General features: G+C 66.5%; 12 protein-coding genes. 1 reads left to right on the top strand and 11 read right to left on the bottom strand.

All coding sequences use genetic code 11. The annotated features are described in order from the left end of the window. Positions 1 to 85: 85 nt before the first annotated feature. The 9 genes from M4J39_RS11460 to M4J39_RS11500 form a co-directional block, all read right to left on the bottom strand. A complete protein-coding gene (locus tag M4J39_RS11460; protein ID WP_251727993.1) occupies positions 86 to 2,746 on the bottom strand; it encodes a nitrate reductase in 2,661 nt (886 codons plus the stop codon). 23 nt (positions 2,747 to 2,769) lie between these two features. After that, a complete protein-coding gene (gene nirD / locus M4J39_RS11465) occupies positions 2,770 to 3,099 on the bottom strand; it encodes a nitrite reductase small subunit NirD (protein ID WP_251727994.1) in 330 nt (109 codons plus the stop codon). Positions 3,100 to 3,123: 24 nt separating this feature from the next. Then, complete coding sequence (gene nirB, locus M4J39_RS11470; RefSeq protein ID WP_251727995.1) at positions 3,124 to 5,571, bottom strand: nitrite reductase large subunit NirB; 2,448 nt, start codon at positions 5,569 to 5,571, stop codon at positions 3,124 to 3,126. A gap of 6 nt (positions 5,572 to 5,577) precedes the next feature. Continuing rightward, a complete protein-coding gene (locus tag M4J39_RS11475; RefSeq protein ID WP_251727996.1) occupies positions 5,578 to 6,375 on the bottom strand; it encodes an ABC transporter ATP-binding protein in 798 nt (265 codons plus the stop codon). Positions 6,376 to 6,388: 13 nt separating this feature from the next. Then, a complete protein-coding gene (gene ntrB / locus M4J39_RS11480; protein WP_251727998.1) occupies positions 6,389 to 7,282 on the bottom strand; it encodes a nitrate ABC transporter permease in 894 nt (297 codons plus the stop codon). A 27-nt stretch (positions 7,283 to 7,309) separates the two neighbouring features. Next, complete coding sequence (locus tag M4J39_RS11485) at positions 7,310 to 8,593, bottom strand: ABC transporter substrate-binding protein (RefSeq protein ID WP_251727999.1); 1,284 nt, start codon at positions 8,591 to 8,593, stop codon at positions 7,310 to 7,312. 302 nt (positions 8,594 to 8,895) lie between these two features. Then, complete coding sequence (locus M4J39_RS11490; protein WP_251728000.1) at positions 8,896 to 10,125, bottom strand: CmpA/NrtA family ABC transporter substrate-binding protein; 1,230 nt, start codon at positions 10,123 to 10,125, stop codon at positions 8,896 to 8,898. A gap of 13 nt (positions 10,126 to 10,138) precedes the next feature. Beyond that, positions 10,139 to 10,726: an ANTAR domain-containing response regulator gene (locus M4J39_RS11495; protein ID WP_251728002.1), complete on the bottom strand. Its 588-nt coding sequence runs from the start codon at positions 10,724 to 10,726 to the stop codon at positions 10,139 to 10,141. Between the two features lie 150 nt (positions 10,727 to 10,876). Next, on the bottom strand, positions 10,877 to 11,896 hold the full coding sequence (locus tag M4J39_RS11500; RefSeq protein ID WP_251728003.1) for a GSU2403 family nucleotidyltransferase fold protein: 1,020 nt from the start codon (positions 11,894 to 11,896) through the stop codon (positions 10,877 to 10,879). Between the two features lie 263 nt (positions 11,897 to 12,159). Between M4J39_RS11500 and M4J39_RS11505 the strand changes: the two genes are divergently transcribed. Beyond that, positions 12,160 to 13,623 carry a sodium:proton antiporter gene (locus tag M4J39_RS11505; protein WP_251728004.1) on the top strand — a complete coding sequence of 488 codons (1,464 nt, stop codon included), beginning with the start codon at positions 12,160 to 12,162 and terminating at the stop codon, positions 13,621 to 13,623. Between the two features lie 26 nt (positions 13,624 to 13,649). On the opposite strand, the gene M4J39_RS11510 is transcribed toward M4J39_RS11505, so the two are convergent. Further along, positions 13,650 to 14,276, bottom strand: a complete 627-nt coding sequence (locus M4J39_RS11510; RefSeq protein ID WP_251728005.1) for a histidine phosphatase family protein — start codon at positions 14,274 to 14,276, stop codon at positions 13,650 to 13,652. Positions 14,277 to 14,293: 17 nt separating this feature from the next. After that, entirely contained in the window at positions 14,294 to 15,070 is a 777-nt protein-coding gene (kdsB, locus tag M4J39_RS11515; protein ID WP_251728007.1) for a 3-deoxy-manno-octulosonate cytidylyltransferase, read from the bottom strand. Positions 15,071 to 15,130: the final 60 nt, after the last annotated feature.

Below are 15,130 nucleotides of genomic sequence, written 5' to 3' on the forward strand. Positions count from 1 at the left end.
CACGCAGGCGCGTCACCGTCCTCTGGACCATGATCCACACCCGCCGGGCCTTCGATCCAAGCCGAAAAGCTGCTTGACTTGCGCATTACTCAGCCGCCTGAAGCATCATGCTTTCCAGGATGCGGCGGATCTCCGGGCGGCAGGAGCCGCAGTTGGTGCCGGCCGCCGTCGCCGCGCCCACCGCATCCACCGAACCGCAGCCCGAGGCGATGGCGGCGCGGATGTCGTTGATGCCGACCGAGGCGCAGGAGCAGACGATGGCGCCCTTGTCCGCCCCGCCCTTGCCCGGCCGTCCGGCCACCACGTCGGCCCGGCGGTGCGGGTCGGCAAAACTCTGGCCGAGCTGTTCGGCCGCCCAGGCGCGAGAGACGGCAACCGGCCCTGCCGCCACATAGAGCGCGGCGACAAGGCGCGTGCCCGCGAAGGCGGCCATGCGAGTCCCCGTTCGCTCATGATAGCCGATGACGTCCACCTGCGAAGGCAGGCCTGTCACCCGACGCAGCCAGTTCTCCCAGCCCTCGGCAGGCTCCGAGCCGGCCAGTTCCAGCCGCCAGCCATAATCGGCGCGAGCGAGCGCCCAATAGTCGGTGCCGACACCCTCGGGCTTCTTCTCGGAGACCAGGAAACCATGCAGCTCGCTGTCATGACGGCGCAGACGAACGGCGGCGTGCTTCAGCGCCGGCTGACCGGAGGTCGCGTCGACACGCCCCGGAAACAGCGCATTGACGCGGGCGAGCGCCGAGGTCTCGCCCGTCCAGTGCATGGGGACGAAGAGGTTGCAACGCGCCTGCCGGTCGGTGAGCAAGGCACGCACGATGACACGGCCGCCATCGGCGCTGTCGATCTCCACGAGATCGGCGTCGTCGATGCCGCAGGCCCTGGCGTCGGCCGGGTGGATCTCGGCGAAGGGTTCGGCGAGGTGGGCGGACAGGCGCGGCGATTTGCCGGTGCGCGTCATGGTGTGCCAGTGGTCGCGGATGCGGCCGGTGTTGAGCACGAAGGGGAAACCCCAGTTGGTACGACGCTCGGCCTCGCCCCTCGCGGCGACGAAACGCGCCCGCCCGTCGGCATGGAAGAAGCGGCCATCGGCGAAGAAGCGGCTGCTGCCATCGGGCGGCATCGAACCGGCCGGCGCAGGCCACAGGAACGGCCGAAGACGTTCATACTCCAGGGCGTCGATGCCGGCGTGGGCGGAAATGTCGAAATCGCGCGATCCGCCGTTCTCGAAGCCGGAGAGCCCCGCGTGCTCGGCGAACACCTGGTGCGGCCCGGCATAGGCGAAGGCCTCGCCAAAGCCCATGCGCCGGCCCACCTCGGCGAACTGCCACCAGTCGGCCCGCGCCTCGCCGGGGCCGGGGCGGAAGGCACGCTGACGGGAGATGCGCCGCTCGGAGTTGGTGACGGTGCCGGATTTCTCGCTCCAGCCGAGCGAGGGCAGCAGCACATGGGCGAGCCGCGCCGTGTCGGTATCGCGCTGGATGTCGGAGACGACGACGAAGGGACAGGCGGCGATGGCAGAGCGCACCCGGTCGGCCTCGGGCATCGACACCACCGGATTGGTCGCCATGATCCACAGCGCCTTGATCCGGCCGTCGCCCACCGCCTCGAACAGGTCCACCGCCTTGAGGCCCGGCTGCTCGGCAACCGCCGGCGCACGCCAGAAGCGGCCGACGCGGTCGCGGTCGTCGGCATTGTCCAGATTCATGTGCGCCGCCAGCATGTTGGCGAGCCCGCCCACCTCGCGCCCGCCCATGGCGTTGGGCTGGCCGGTGAGCGATAGCGGCCCCATGCCGGGCCGGCCGATGCGGCCGGTCATCAGGTGGCAGTTGATGATGGCGTTGACCTTGTCGCTGCCCGACGACGACTGGTTCACCCCCTGGCTGAACAGCGTCACCACCTTTTCGGTCGAAGCGAAGCGCTCGTAGAAGGCGGCGATCTCTGCCTGCGTCAGGCCGGTGACGGCGGACAGCTCATGCGGCCCGAAGCGCCGCGCCTCGCCGAGCGCCGCGCCGAAGCCCTCGGTGTGCCAGGCCACGAAGGCCCGGTCGACATGGCCGGTGGCGTGCAGATGCGCCATCAGCCCGTTGAACAAAGCCACGTCGCCGTCCGCGCGAATGGAGAGGTGCAGATCGGCGATGTCGCTCGTCGCGGTGCGGCGCGGGTCGATCACCACCACCGCCATCTCCGGCCGCGCCGCCTTGGCCGCCGCGAGGCGCTGGTAGAGCACCGGGTGGCACCAGGCCATGTTGGAGCCGACGATCACCACGAGGTCGGCGAGCTCGATGTCCTCGTAGTTGCCCGGCACGGTGTCCGAGCCGAAGGCGCGGCGATGGCCTGCTACCGACGAGGCCATGCAGAGGCGCGAGTTGGTGTCGATGTTGGCGGCGCCGATGAAGCCCTTCATCAGCTTGTTGGCGACGTAGTAATCCTCGGTGAGCAACTGCCCGGACAGATAGAAGGCGACGGCCTCGGGACCGTGCTCGGCGATGGTCTCCTTGAAGGTGCTGGCCACGAGGTCGAGCGCCTCGTCCCAGCCGGCCTCTCGCCCGCCGACTTCCGGGTGCAGGATGCGGCCGTCATCGGTGAGCGTTTCGGCCAGCGCCGAGCCCTTGGAGCAGAGCCGGCCGAAGTTGGCGGGGTGATCGGGGTCGCCCGTGACGGTCGTCCGCCCGTCATCCTCGACACGAACGAGCACGCCGCAGCCGACGCCGCAGTAGGGACAGGTGGTGCGGGTTTCCGTGACCATATCAGGGCGAGCTCTCCGGTCAGTCACTCGGCGGCGATGCGCAGCTCGGCGAGGTCGAGCAAAAGCGTGCCGTTATCATTGCGCACGGCCATGGTGCGAACCTGACCGACGTCGGCGCCCTGCGCCGAACCGGATTCCAGGGAAATCACCCAGTTGTGCAGCGGGCACGTCACGCTGGTGCCGTGGACGATGCCCTGGCTGAGCGGCCCGCGCTTGTGCGGGCAGCTGTCCTCCATGGCGAACACCTGGTTGTCGGCGGTGCGAAACACGGCGATCCGCCCCTCCGGCGTATCGACGCAACGCGCCCCGCGAACCGGAATATCCTCAAGGCGGCCGATGGTGACCCAGGTCATCCTACTCTCCTGATTCTGTTGGATTTACTCGGCGGCTTCGCTGAAGCCGGTGACCACCAGCGGCTTGAACTCGTGCTTGTCCTTGCCCGAGACGCGCTCGGACCAGGGGTCGACCTGGGCGAATGTCTGGCTGAACACGAAGCGGTCGAAGTAGCCCTTGCGCTTCTCCGCATCGTCCATGATCTGGCGGCGGATCTCGTCGAGCCCGACGCGCTTGGCCCACTTGTAGATGCGTTCGAGATAGCGGCCCTGCTCGCGGTACATCTGCGTCAGCGCCACGATATGCTCCAGCGCCTCGTCCTCGGTCTTCACCTGGCCCAGCACTTCGGTGCCCTTGATCTCCAGCCCGGCCGCACCGGCGAAGTGGATCTCGAAGCCAGAGTCGACGCAGATGACGCCGATGTCCTTGCAGGTGGCCTCGGCGCAGTTGCGCGGGCAGCCGGAGACGGCGAGCTTCAGCTTGGCCGGCGTCCACGAGCCCCACATGAACTTCTCAAGCCGGATGCCGAGGGCGGTGGAATCCTGCGTTCCGAAGCGGCACCATTCCGAGCCGACGCAGGTCTTCACCGTGCGCAGCCCCTTGGCATAGGCCTGGCCCGAGACGAAGCCGGCCTTGCCGAGATCGGCCCAGACGGCCGGCAGATCCTCCTTCTGAATGCCCAGCAAGTCGATGCGCTGGCCGCCGGTGACCTTGACCATCGGCACCTGGAACTTGTCGACCACGTCGGCGATCGCCCTGAGTTCGGACGCCGAGGTGACGCCGCCCCACATGCGCGGCACCACCGAATAGGTGCCGTCCTTCTGGATGTTGGCGTGGACGCGCTCGTTGATGAAGCGCGACTGGTAGTCGTCGGCATATTCGTCCGGCCAGTCGCAGACGAGGTAGTAATTGAGCGCCGGCCGGCACTTGGCGCAGCCGCAAGAGGTCTTCCATTCCAGCTCCTGCATGACGGCCGGAATGGTCTTGAGCCCCTTGGCGATGATCAGGCGGCGGACGTCGTCATGGCCGAGGTCGGTGCAGTCGCACATCGGCGTCACGGCCGCCGGGTTGTAGCGGTCGCCCAGCGTCAGCTTCATCAATTGTTCGACGAGGCCGGTGCAGTTGCCGCAGGAGGCCGAGGCTTTGGTGTGCGCCCGCACCTCGTTGAGAGTCGTCAGGCCCTTGCCCGTGATGGTCGAGGTGATCTTGCCCTTGCAGACGCCGTTGCAGCCGCAGATTTCCGCGTCATCGGGCAAGGCTGCAACGGCCGCCATAGGGTCCAGGGGCGCCCCTCCCTGGAACGACTGGCCGAAGATCAGCGTGTCGCGCATGGTCGAGACGTCGCTGCCCTTCTTCATCAGGTCGAAGAACCACGAGCCGTCGGCCGTGTCGCCATAGAGCACCGTGCCGACGATGCGATTGTCCTTCAGCACCAGTCGCTTGTAGACGCCGGCCGAGGCGTCGCGCAGCACGATCTCCTCGCGGTCCGGCGCCTCGGCGAAATCGCCGGCCGAGAACAGGTTGATGCCGGTGACCTTCAGCTTGGTATTGGTCACCGAGCCCTGATACTCCGCCGAACCGCCGGCCAGGCGATCGGCCAGCGCCCTGGCGCTCTCGTAGAGCGGCGCGACGAGGCCGTAGCAGACGCCGCGATGCTCGGCGCATTCGCCGAGGGCGAAGATATCAGGATCCGACGTGGTCATGCCGTCGTCGACGACGATGCCGCGATTGACCTCCAATCCGGCGGCGCGGGCCAACGTCGAATTGGGCCGGATGCCGACCGCCATCACCACCATCTCGCCGGGGATGATCCGGCCGTCGTCGAGCTCGATGCCCTCCACCTTGTCGGTGCCGAGGATCGCCTTGGTGTTGGCCTTGGTGATGATGTCGATGCCCCGGTCATCAAGCGCCTTCTTCAGCATGTAGGCGGCCGGCGGGTCGAGCTGCCGCTCCATGATGGTCGGCATCAGGTGGATGACGGTGACCTCCATGCCCTGGCGCTTCAGGCCATAGGCGGCCTCGAGGCCGAGAAGGCCGCCGCCGATGACGATGGCGCGGCCGCCCTTCCGGGCGATCTCCAGCATGCGGTCGACGTCGTCGAGGTCGCGATAGGCGAGCACGCCGGAGAGCTGATGGCCGGGCACCGGGATGATGATCGGCGTCGATCCCGTGGCGATCACCAGCTTGTCGTAGGTGGCGGAGCGGCCGTCAGCGGCGGTGACCTTGCGGCTTTCCCGATCGATCTCGGTGACGCGGGCGCCCTTCAAGAGCGTCACGCCGTTGCGGGCATACCAGGCGTCGTCGTGGATGACGATGTCGTCAAAGCTCTTCTCGCCCGAGAGCACCGGCGACAGCATGATGCGGTCGTAGTTCACGCGCGGTTCGGCGTTGAAGATGGTGACGTCATAGGCGCCGGGCGCCTTCTCGAACAGCTCTTCCAGCATGCGGCCGGGGGCCATGCCGTTGCCGATGATGACGAGTTTCTCGGTCATTATGGCTTACTCCGCGGCTTCGACGAAGCGGTGGCGCTCGTAGAGGAACTTCAGTACGGCCTGCCGGCACCTGAGGTAGGACCTGTCGGACGCCAGGGCGATGCGGTCGCGCGGCCGGGGGATCGGCACCTCCAGCACCTCGCCGATGTGGGCCGCCGGGCCGTTGGTCATCATGACGATGCGGTCGGAGAGCAGCACCGCCTCGTCGACGTCATGGGTGATCATGATCATCGTGTTGCCGAGGCGGGCATGGATATCCATCACCGCGTCCTGCAGGTGGGCGCGGGTCAGCGCATCGAGCGCGCCGAACGGCTCGTCGAGCAGCAGGATCTTCGGCTCCATGGCAAGCGCGCGGGCGATGCCGACGCGCTGCTTCATGCCGCCGGAGATCTCGGCCGGCCGCTTGTCCCCGGCGTGGGCCATCTGCACCAGATCGAGGTTGTGCATCACCCAGTCGTGCCGCTCGGCCCGGCTCTTCCGGCCGGCGAACACCTTGGACACCGCGAGGTTGACGTTCTCGTAGACGCTGAGCCACGGCAGCAGCGAATGGTTCTGGAACACCACGGCGCGCTCGGGGCCGGGCTCGTTCACCTCGCGTCCTTCGAGGAGGATCGCCCCGGCCGTGACCGGCGTCAGCCCGGCGACGAGGTTGAGCAGAGTCGACTTGCCGCAGCCCGAGTGGCCGATGATGGAGACGAACTCGCCCTTGTCGATGGTCAGCGTGATGTCGGCGAGCACATGGGTGGCGACACCGCCACGCTCGAAGCTCTTGTCGATGTGGTCGATTTTCAGGTAGGCGCTCATGTCCGGGCCCTCCTCAGGCGGCTGCGCTGGTGCGGGCGACGACGCGCCCCAGGAGGGCCACCAGCTTGTCGAGCACGAAGCCGGTGACGCCGATGTAGACGAGCGCCACGATGATGTCGGGAAGGCGCGACGAGTTCCACGCGTCCCAGATGAAGAAGCCGATGCCGACGCCGCCGGTCAGCATTTCCGCCGCGACGATGGCGAGCCACGAGAGACCGATGCCGATCCTGAGGCCGGTGAAGATGTAGGGCGCCGCCGCCGGCAGCATGATGCGCAGGAAGAACTCCAGCTGGTTCAGCCGCAGCACGCGGGCGACGTTGCGATAGTCCTCGGGAATGTTGCGCACGCCGACGGCGGTGTTGATGATCACCGGCCAGATCGAGGTGATGAAGATCACGAAGATGGCCGAGGGGTTGCTGTCCTGAAAGGCGGCGAGCGACAGCGGCAACCAGGCGAGCGGAGGCACCGTCCTCAGGATTTGGAAGATCGGGTCGAGGCCGCGCATCGCCCACACCGACTGGCCGATCAGCGCACCGATCGCCACGCCGACCACGGCGGCGAGGCCGAAGCCGATGCCGACGCGTTCAAGCGAGATCAGCACGCGCCAGGCGAGGCCGATGTCCTGCGAGCCATATTCGAAGAAGGGATAGGCGATCAGGTCGTAGCTGTCGGTCCAGATCTGCGACGGCGGCGGCAGCGACGCGCCCGGCCCCGAGCAGCTGACCTGCCAGACGGCGAGCAGCACCAACAAGACGATGACGGGCGGAATGACGTTGCGGGCGAGGCTCGCGGCGGTGCGGCCGGCATCGAACCGGCTCGCCGGCGCGCGGCCGAGCGGCACGACCTTGCCCGGCTCGGCCGGTCGGCCGACGGCTTCGATCGGTGCCTTTCTGGCGGTGGCAGTCATGGGGCTGTCTCCGATGGGTTGGAAGGCTCAGGCAAGGGCCTTGATGGCAAGGCTCGCGAGATAGGTCTGCGGGTTTTCCGGGTCGAAGACCTTGCCGTCGAAGAAGGTCTCGACGCCGCGCGAAGTGCTCTGGGGTATGTCGGCGGCGGCGATGACCAGCTCCTTGGCCGCCGCGCGCCAGAGATCCTCACGGTTGACCTTGTCGACCAGCGCCGCGATATCGGTATCGGCCGGCATGTAGCCCCAGCGGACGTTCTCGGTCAGGAACCAGGCGTCGTGGCTCTTGAAGGGATAGGAGGCGTGGTCCTTCCAGAACTTCATCTCCAGGCCGGTGTTCTCCTCGACGCGGCCGTTGCCGTAGTTGATGTTGCCCTTGAGGCGGCCGAGCACGTCCTTCGGCGGCACGTTGAACCACTGCCGCTTGCCGAGGATCGCCGCCATCTCCTCCTTGTTGTCCATGCTGTCGGCCCACTGCTGGGCCTCCATCACCGCCATCAAGAGCGCCCTGGTGGCGTTCGGATTGGACTCGACCCAGTCGGTGCGCATCCCCAGAGCCTTTTCCGGGTGCCCCTTCCACAGCTCGCCGGTGGTGCAGGCGGTGAAGCCGATGTCCTGGTTGACCAGTTGCTCGTTCCACGGCTCGCCGACGCAGAAGGCGTCCATGTTGCCGACCTTCATGTTGGCGACCATCTGCGGCGGCGGCACCACGATGGTGGAAACGTCCTTGTCGGGATCGATGCCACCGGCCGCCAGCCAGTAGCGGAGCCAGAGGTCGTGGGTGCCGCCGGGGAAGGTCATCGCCACCTTCACCTCGCCGCCGGCCGCCTTCTTGGCCGCGAAGGCCTCCTTGAGCTTGCCGGCATCGAGGCCGACGCCGGTGCCGGCGTATTCCTTGGCCGCCGAGATGCCCTGGCTGTCGAGGTTGAGCCGGGCGATGATGGACATCGGCACCGGTATGTTGTTCTGCGTCACCGCGCCGGCCGAGATCAGGTAGGGCATCGGCGTCAGGATGTGGGCGCCGTCGATGCCGTTCGAGGCACCGCCGAGCACCAGGTTGTCGCGCGTGGCGCCCCAGGACGCCTGCTTCAGCACCTCGACGTCCGGCAGGCCGTATTTGGCGAACAGCCCCTTCTCCTTGGCGACGATCAGCGGCGCCGCGTCGGTCAGCGCGATATAGCCGAGCTTGACGCCGGTCACTTCCGGGCCGGCCGTCGCGGCGAAGGCGCCGGATGGAAAGGCGGTGCGGACGGCGCCGAGCAGCGCCACCGTGGCGGAGGTCTTCAGGAAGGAGCGCCGGGAGATATCGGTCATGGAATGCCCTCGAATTGGCGGAGCCTGAACAACAAAAAACGCCGCGAAGCCGAGCCGGTCGTGGGATGGGAGGATCCCGCCAGCAGGAGCTTGCGACGTCGATGTCGGATGGATGTTGTGCGCTACAGAGCGCCCACCTGCCTTCAGGTCGCCGTTGACCGAGGCAAGTCTATAAAAGCAACGGCCGTGCCACCTTGGCCTAGAATGGAATGGTTCTTGTTTTCAAAGGCATTTTGATAACCGGAGCATCCGCCGCCCAATCTCGCGCCCTACGACATTCTGCTTAAAAGGACGGCGGTCGCCTAGGCAGATGCACCCTGATTGGGCGCACCGAAGCCTCTGATATACGCCTCCAGCGCCCCCGGATCGAAGACGCGCCCGTCGATGAAGGGGTCGGCGACATCTTCCTCGCACGGCCGCTCGGAAAGCCCAAGCGCCGCTGTGTAGAGGTCGGAACGGAAGGCCGAGGCCGCCGTGGCAGTGCCCTGCGGCGAATAGGCCGCCTGCCCCCAGCGGACCATCTGGCTGTAGACCCAGAGCGCCTGCGCCGACGACGGGCAGTTGGCCTCGGCGCCGTGGAACACGAAGTAGTTGGGTACCGCGCGCCGGTTGCCCTTGGCGTCGAGCGCGAACTGGCCGGCCAGCACGTGGCGGATGATCTCGGCGGGCGCACCGACATAGGCGGCCTGCGCCAGGATGTCGGCCAGCGCGTCGTGATTGGCCGGATCGTCGCACCAGCGGGCGGCGGCGGCGAGCGCCACGATCAGGCGGGAGACGCTGTCGCGGTTGCGGTCCGCCCAGTCGGGGCGCATGCCCAGAACCTTCTCCGGCGACGACGCCCAGATGTCCTGCTTGGTGGCGACGATGCGGCCGACGCCCTTTTCGGAAGCGATCATGTTCCACGGCGCGCCGACGCAGAAGCCGTCGATCGCCCCGGCCGACAGCGCGTCCGAGGTCATCGGCGGCGGCACCACGGCGAGGCGCACGTCGCGGTCGGGGTCGATGCCGCCGGCCGCCAGCCAGTAGCGCAGCTCGTAGTTATGGGAGGAATAGGGATAGGTCATGCCGAGCGTCAGCGGCGGCATTCCGCTCTGCTTGCGTCCGGCAATGATGGTGGCCAGCGCCTTGGCGCAATCGAGCGCGGAGGCGTCATCGGCAAGGCCGGCCCGCGCCTGCATGGCCTCGAACAGGCGCACAGACAGGGTGATGGCGTTGCCGCCACGCCCCAGCGCGAATGGCGCGATGGTCGGCGACGGATTGGAGCCGAGTTCCAGCATGGCGGCGATCGGCATCGGCGACAGCATGTGCGCGACGTCGAACTGCTTGAAAGCCAGGCGATCGCGGATGTTGGCCCAGGAGACATCGCGAACGAGGTCGAGCGTCAGTCCCTCGCGGGCGGCAAAGCCCAGTTCGGCGGCGGCGATCAGCACGGCGGCATCGACCAGCGGAATGAACCCGGCGCGAAGGTGCGTCTGCTCGGGGCCGGAGACGACGGCCGGGGCGGCGATATCGGGATGGTCGATCGTGGTCATCGCCGTGGCTCCATCACATCAGAAGGCCGGCCGCCGTCACCACGGACTGCGCGATGTCGACCAGCTTCTTCTTCTCGTTCATGGCCGTCTGGCGCATGAGCGCATAGGCCTCTTCTTCGCTGAGGTTGCGGAGCTTCATCAGGATGCCCTTGGCCCGCTCGACGACCTTGCGATCTTCCAGCGCCGACTTGGCGTCGGCCAGCTCCCTCTGCAACCGGCTGAAGGCGTTGAAGCGGATCACCGCCATGTCGAGGATGGGCTTCACCCGCTCCTTCTTCAGGCCATCGACGATATAGGCCGACACGCCCGCCTCCACCGCCGCCTCGATCGACGCCGAATCCGAACGGTCGACGAACATGGCGATGGGCCGGCTGACCGACCGCGTCAGCTGGAACAGGTGCTCCATCATGTCGCGGTTGGGGTTCTCAATGTCGATGATGATCACGTCCGGCCGGGTCGCCTCGATGACGCGGGCGATGCCGTTCACCGTGTGAACGACGGTGACGTGGCTGTGCCCGGCCTCCCGCAGCCCATCCTCGATAATGGCGGCGCGCACGGCATTCTCGTCGATCACCAGAATGGCGAGGTCGAAGTGGCTCATGCCCTAGGGATGCCCGAGCACGACGGCAAAGGCAAGCGGCAGTGGCTGGTTTTTACTCAATGCAAGAGGTGCCTATTTTTTAGTCTGGCATTCGGTGCCTTTTCAGCAACCAGATGCCAGCTTGGCAGGTTCGAGACGTGAGAGGCACCATTACCTCAGACTGCGAAGAATCCCCGCTGTCTTCGGCATGCGCCCAAGGCTCGCCTCCAGGCGCTCCCGCCAGCGCGGGCCTCGTGAAAGCGCATCTTCATAGGCTTCGCGCAGGTCGTCAGGCCGGTCTTCGGAAAGGATCTCGATCAGGAAGGCCGCCTGACCACGGTCCTTGCGGGACTTGGCTTGATCGGGGCCGCCCTGGCGTCGGTCGGCGACGATCAGTTTGTGGATCGCAAAGCGCTCGGGTCTGGGGATCTGCACCAGCACACCCGATCGATAAAGAGCCACCGCGGGGATGGGCTCGGCGATCAGAAAGTTCAGATAGTTGAGGGCCCGCGCACTCACGCCCAGCGCCGGCAGCGGCTTGACCCTCTCGTCACCAAAGGCCGGCGTTAGAAACTCGACCATCGCCGCGCCCCTGCTCTGCCGCCATTTCCAGACCTGCCGATCCACCACCCCCGGCACCGGGTCGAACTTTAGCGCCTGCAAGATGTCGCCCGGGTTCTCTTCGACCTCGTCACCCAGCGCCACCGAAAGTCGCTCGAAACTTGCAAAGTCGATATCGCCGGTCTGTGCCAGCTCTTCGGAATCGAAGCGAATCCCCAGGTCGCCCTGCAGGAGGGCATAGGCGGCGGTGCCCACAAGCGTACCGCCCAGCCGGAAGACCCCGGCACGGGCAAAAGCCAGCAGCAGGGAACCGGTGTCGCGGTCGGTAGCCATGAAACCTTCGGCGCGCAACACGCGGGCCAGCCGCGCCATTGTCTTGCGGCGCTCCTCGCCCTCGGCCTTCAGCTCGACGGCGCGGCTTAGGCGTGTGCGCAGCTCGGGCGTGCCCTCACCGAGATAGCGGCTCTTGATCTCTGTGCCGATCCGGAACTTGTCGTAAAGATAGACCCGCCCGTTGCGCGGCCGTTCTTCGATGCTGCCGATCAACTCCGAAGCGAATTCGTCGAGATGAAGCCTGAGCAAGTCCTGGTAGGCGACTTGGGCGGTTCGGGAATGAGAGATGATGGCCATTGGCGCCCCTGTGTGCATCAATTATAATTTCGTTGCACACAGGCGCAAGTGTGCAACAGTAAAAATTTTGTTGCACACAATCGGTCGATCCAAATGTGGGGATCTGGTTCCTAGAGGATCCACATCCTTCGGTAGGGCATGCGGTCTTGATGCCCTTTCCACTTCCGTGCGATTGCTGACCACCGCGAGATTGCGAGACGCGCTTGAAGGTGGTTTGGTCGACCACGGTAGTGGTTTTTAACAGTGGTGTGAGGACGGTTCTTTTGACGAGCTTTCGAGTGTTCCGCGTTGCGCTTGGGCGTGCATCCAAAACCTTTCCGGCCCTGTTGCCGGCATCCCTCCTCCTCCTCGCCTCTCCCGCTTTCGCCTCCACCGGCGGCCACGGCCTTGACGGCGCGGCGCTCGGGGTGATCTGGGCGGTGCCCTTCGTCGGCATCCTGCTGTCGATCGCGCTGTTCCCGCTGCTGGCGCCGCATGTCTGGCACCACCATTTCGGCAAGATCGCCGCCGCATGGGCGCTGGCCTTCATCGCCCCCTTCACGCTCCTTCATGGCGAAGCGGTCGTCGAGCCGCTGGCCGAGACCGTGCTGCTCGACTACCTGCCCTTCGTCATCCTGCTCGGGGCGCTGTTCACCATCGCCGGCGGCATCCTCATCACCGGCAACCTGCACGGCTCGCCGAAGACCAATCTGTCTCTGCTCGCCATCGGCACGCTGCTCGCCTCGGTGGTCGGCACCACCGGCGCTTCCATGGTGATGATCCGGCCGCTGCTGCGCGCCAACGACGGCCGCCGGCACAACGTCCACGTCGTCATCTTCTTCATCTTCCTGGTGTCCAACATCGGCGGCTCGCTCACCCCGCTCGGCGATCCGCCGCTGTTCCTCGGCTACCTCAGGGGCGTCGGCTTCTTCTGGACGACGCTGCACATGCTGAAGGAGACCGCCTTCGCCGCCGTCATCCTGCTCGGGCTGTTCTTCGCCATCGACTACCGCCTCTACCACAACGACGACGACTTCCGCGGCAAGTTCGACCCGACGCCCGACACCGGCCGCGTCGGCGTAGAGGGCCGGCGCAACATCGCGCTTCTGGCGGTGGTGGTCGGCGCCGTGCTCTTGTCGGGCTCGTGGAAGCCGGGCATCGGCTTCCATGTGTTCGGCGTCGAGGTCGAGCTTCAGAACCTCTCCCGCGACTTGATCCTGATCGCCGCCGCTGCCGCCTCGCTCTGGCTGACGCCGAAGGCGCTGCGCGTCCGCAACGGCTTCGAGTGGGGGCCGATCCTGGAAGTCGCCAAGCTGTTCGCCGGCATCTTCGTGACCATTATTCCGGTGCTGGCCATGCTGCGCGCCGCCCACGACGGCGCCTTCGCGCCGCTGGTCAGCCTCGTCACCGCCGAGGATGGCTCGCCGGTCAACGCCATGTACTTCTGGGCGACCGGCCTCCTGTCATCCTTCCTCGACAACGCGCCGACCTATCTGGTCTTCTTCAACTTGGCCGGCGGCGACCCGCAGCACCTGATGGGCGAGATGTCGACGACGCTGGTGGCGATCTCGGCCGGCGCCGTGTTCATGGGCGCCAACAGCTACATCGGCAACGCGCCCAACTTCATGGTCAAGTCGATCGCCGAGGGCGCGGGCGTCCGGATGCCCTCCTTCTTCGGCTATCTCGCCTGGTCCTTCGGCATCCTGGCGCCGCTGTTCCTGCTCATGACCTGGCTGTTCTTCGCTTGAGGTGAACCGCTTTCGCCCGGCGGGACTCAGAGCGAGAGGTCAGCCGGAGCGACGTTCCAGGCCTTGACGGAGAAGCAGACGCCGTCGCCGACGAGGTGCGCCACGGCGCCGGTGTTCATCTTGGCCTCCTCTGGCGACAGACCGAGGCTCTTGGCGACCAGCCTGAAGATGCCGTTCGACGACACGACCAGCACGACGGCATCGTCCTCATTCTCCTTGCGGATGCGGACGAGCAGGCTCTTCCAGCCGTTGATCACCCCGGCCTCGCCGGGTTGCCAACCGAAACCATCCGGCCAGACGGAACGCTTCTGCCAGTCGTCGATGACCTGATCGCCGACCTCGGCGCGGATCTCGTCGTTGGAGCGCGCTTCCCAGCTGCCATAATCGATCTCGCGCAGATCGTCGCTGATGACGATCCTGTCGGCGTCGACGCCCTGATCGGCCGAAATGATCTCGGCGGTCTGCCGCGTCCGCTTGAGCGGGCCGGCATAGATGCTGGACGGCCGCAAGCCGGCGGCCTTGAGGCCGGCGGCCACGGCGGCGGCCTGCTCGCGTCCCTTTTCCACCAGATCGAGATCGCTGCGCGCGCCAACCCAGACGACCTTGTCGCCGGGGCCGAACGTGTTGCCATGACGAACCAGGATAAGATGCATCGGTACGCTCCTCGCGTTCAGACCAGTTCGCCTTCGCGGGCGATCAACTGCTCGACGACGGCGACATCCTCCGGCGTATCCACCGAGGCATGGGTCCGCCCCCGATAGTCGACCTCGACGACGCGAACCGTCATGCCGTTCTCCAGCGCCCGCAGCTGCTCGAGCCCCTCGGTGTTCTCCAGCGGCGACGGCGGCAGCGCGACATAGCGCCTCAGACCGGCCTGCGTGTAGCCGTAGAGGCCGATGTGGCGATAGACGCTGGCGAACCCCGGCTTGCGAATGAAGGGAATGATCTGCTTGGAAAAATAGAGCGCGTTGTGATTGAGGTCGAAGGTCACGGTGGTGCCGCTCGACGGCGCCTTTTCCTTGTGGGCACGCAGCTCGGCGAGCGCATCGTCGGTGAGCCGCACCGCAGGCGTCACGATGTCGAAGCCGGACGGCGAGGAGAAGGCGGCGATCATCTCCTCGAGAATCCACGGCGGCGTCAGCACGGCGTCGCCCTGGAAGTTGATCACGCCGCTCTCGACGATGCCGGCCGCCTCGATCGCCTCGGCCACCCGCTCGGTGCCGTTGCGGCATTGCTCCGAAGTCATCACCGCCTCGGCGCCAAAGCCCCTGGCAAATGACGCCACGCGCTCGTCCTCGGTGGCGATCACCACGCGCGACGCCCCCTTGGCGGTCCGGGCGATGCGCCAGACGCGTTCCAGCAGGCTGATGCCTGCGATGGTCAGCATCGGCTTGCCCTCAAGACGCTGGGAGCCGTAACGGGCGGGAATGACGATGGCAACGGACATGACGGGGCGCTTCCTCCAAGTGCGACCTCACTATTACAGCTTGGAAGCACTGTCGAGACT

The organism is Pleomorphomonas sp. NRK KF1, from assembly GCF_023721755.1.
Classification (GTDB): domain Bacteria; phylum Pseudomonadota; class Alphaproteobacteria; order Rhizobiales; family Pleomorphomonadaceae; genus Pleomorphomonas.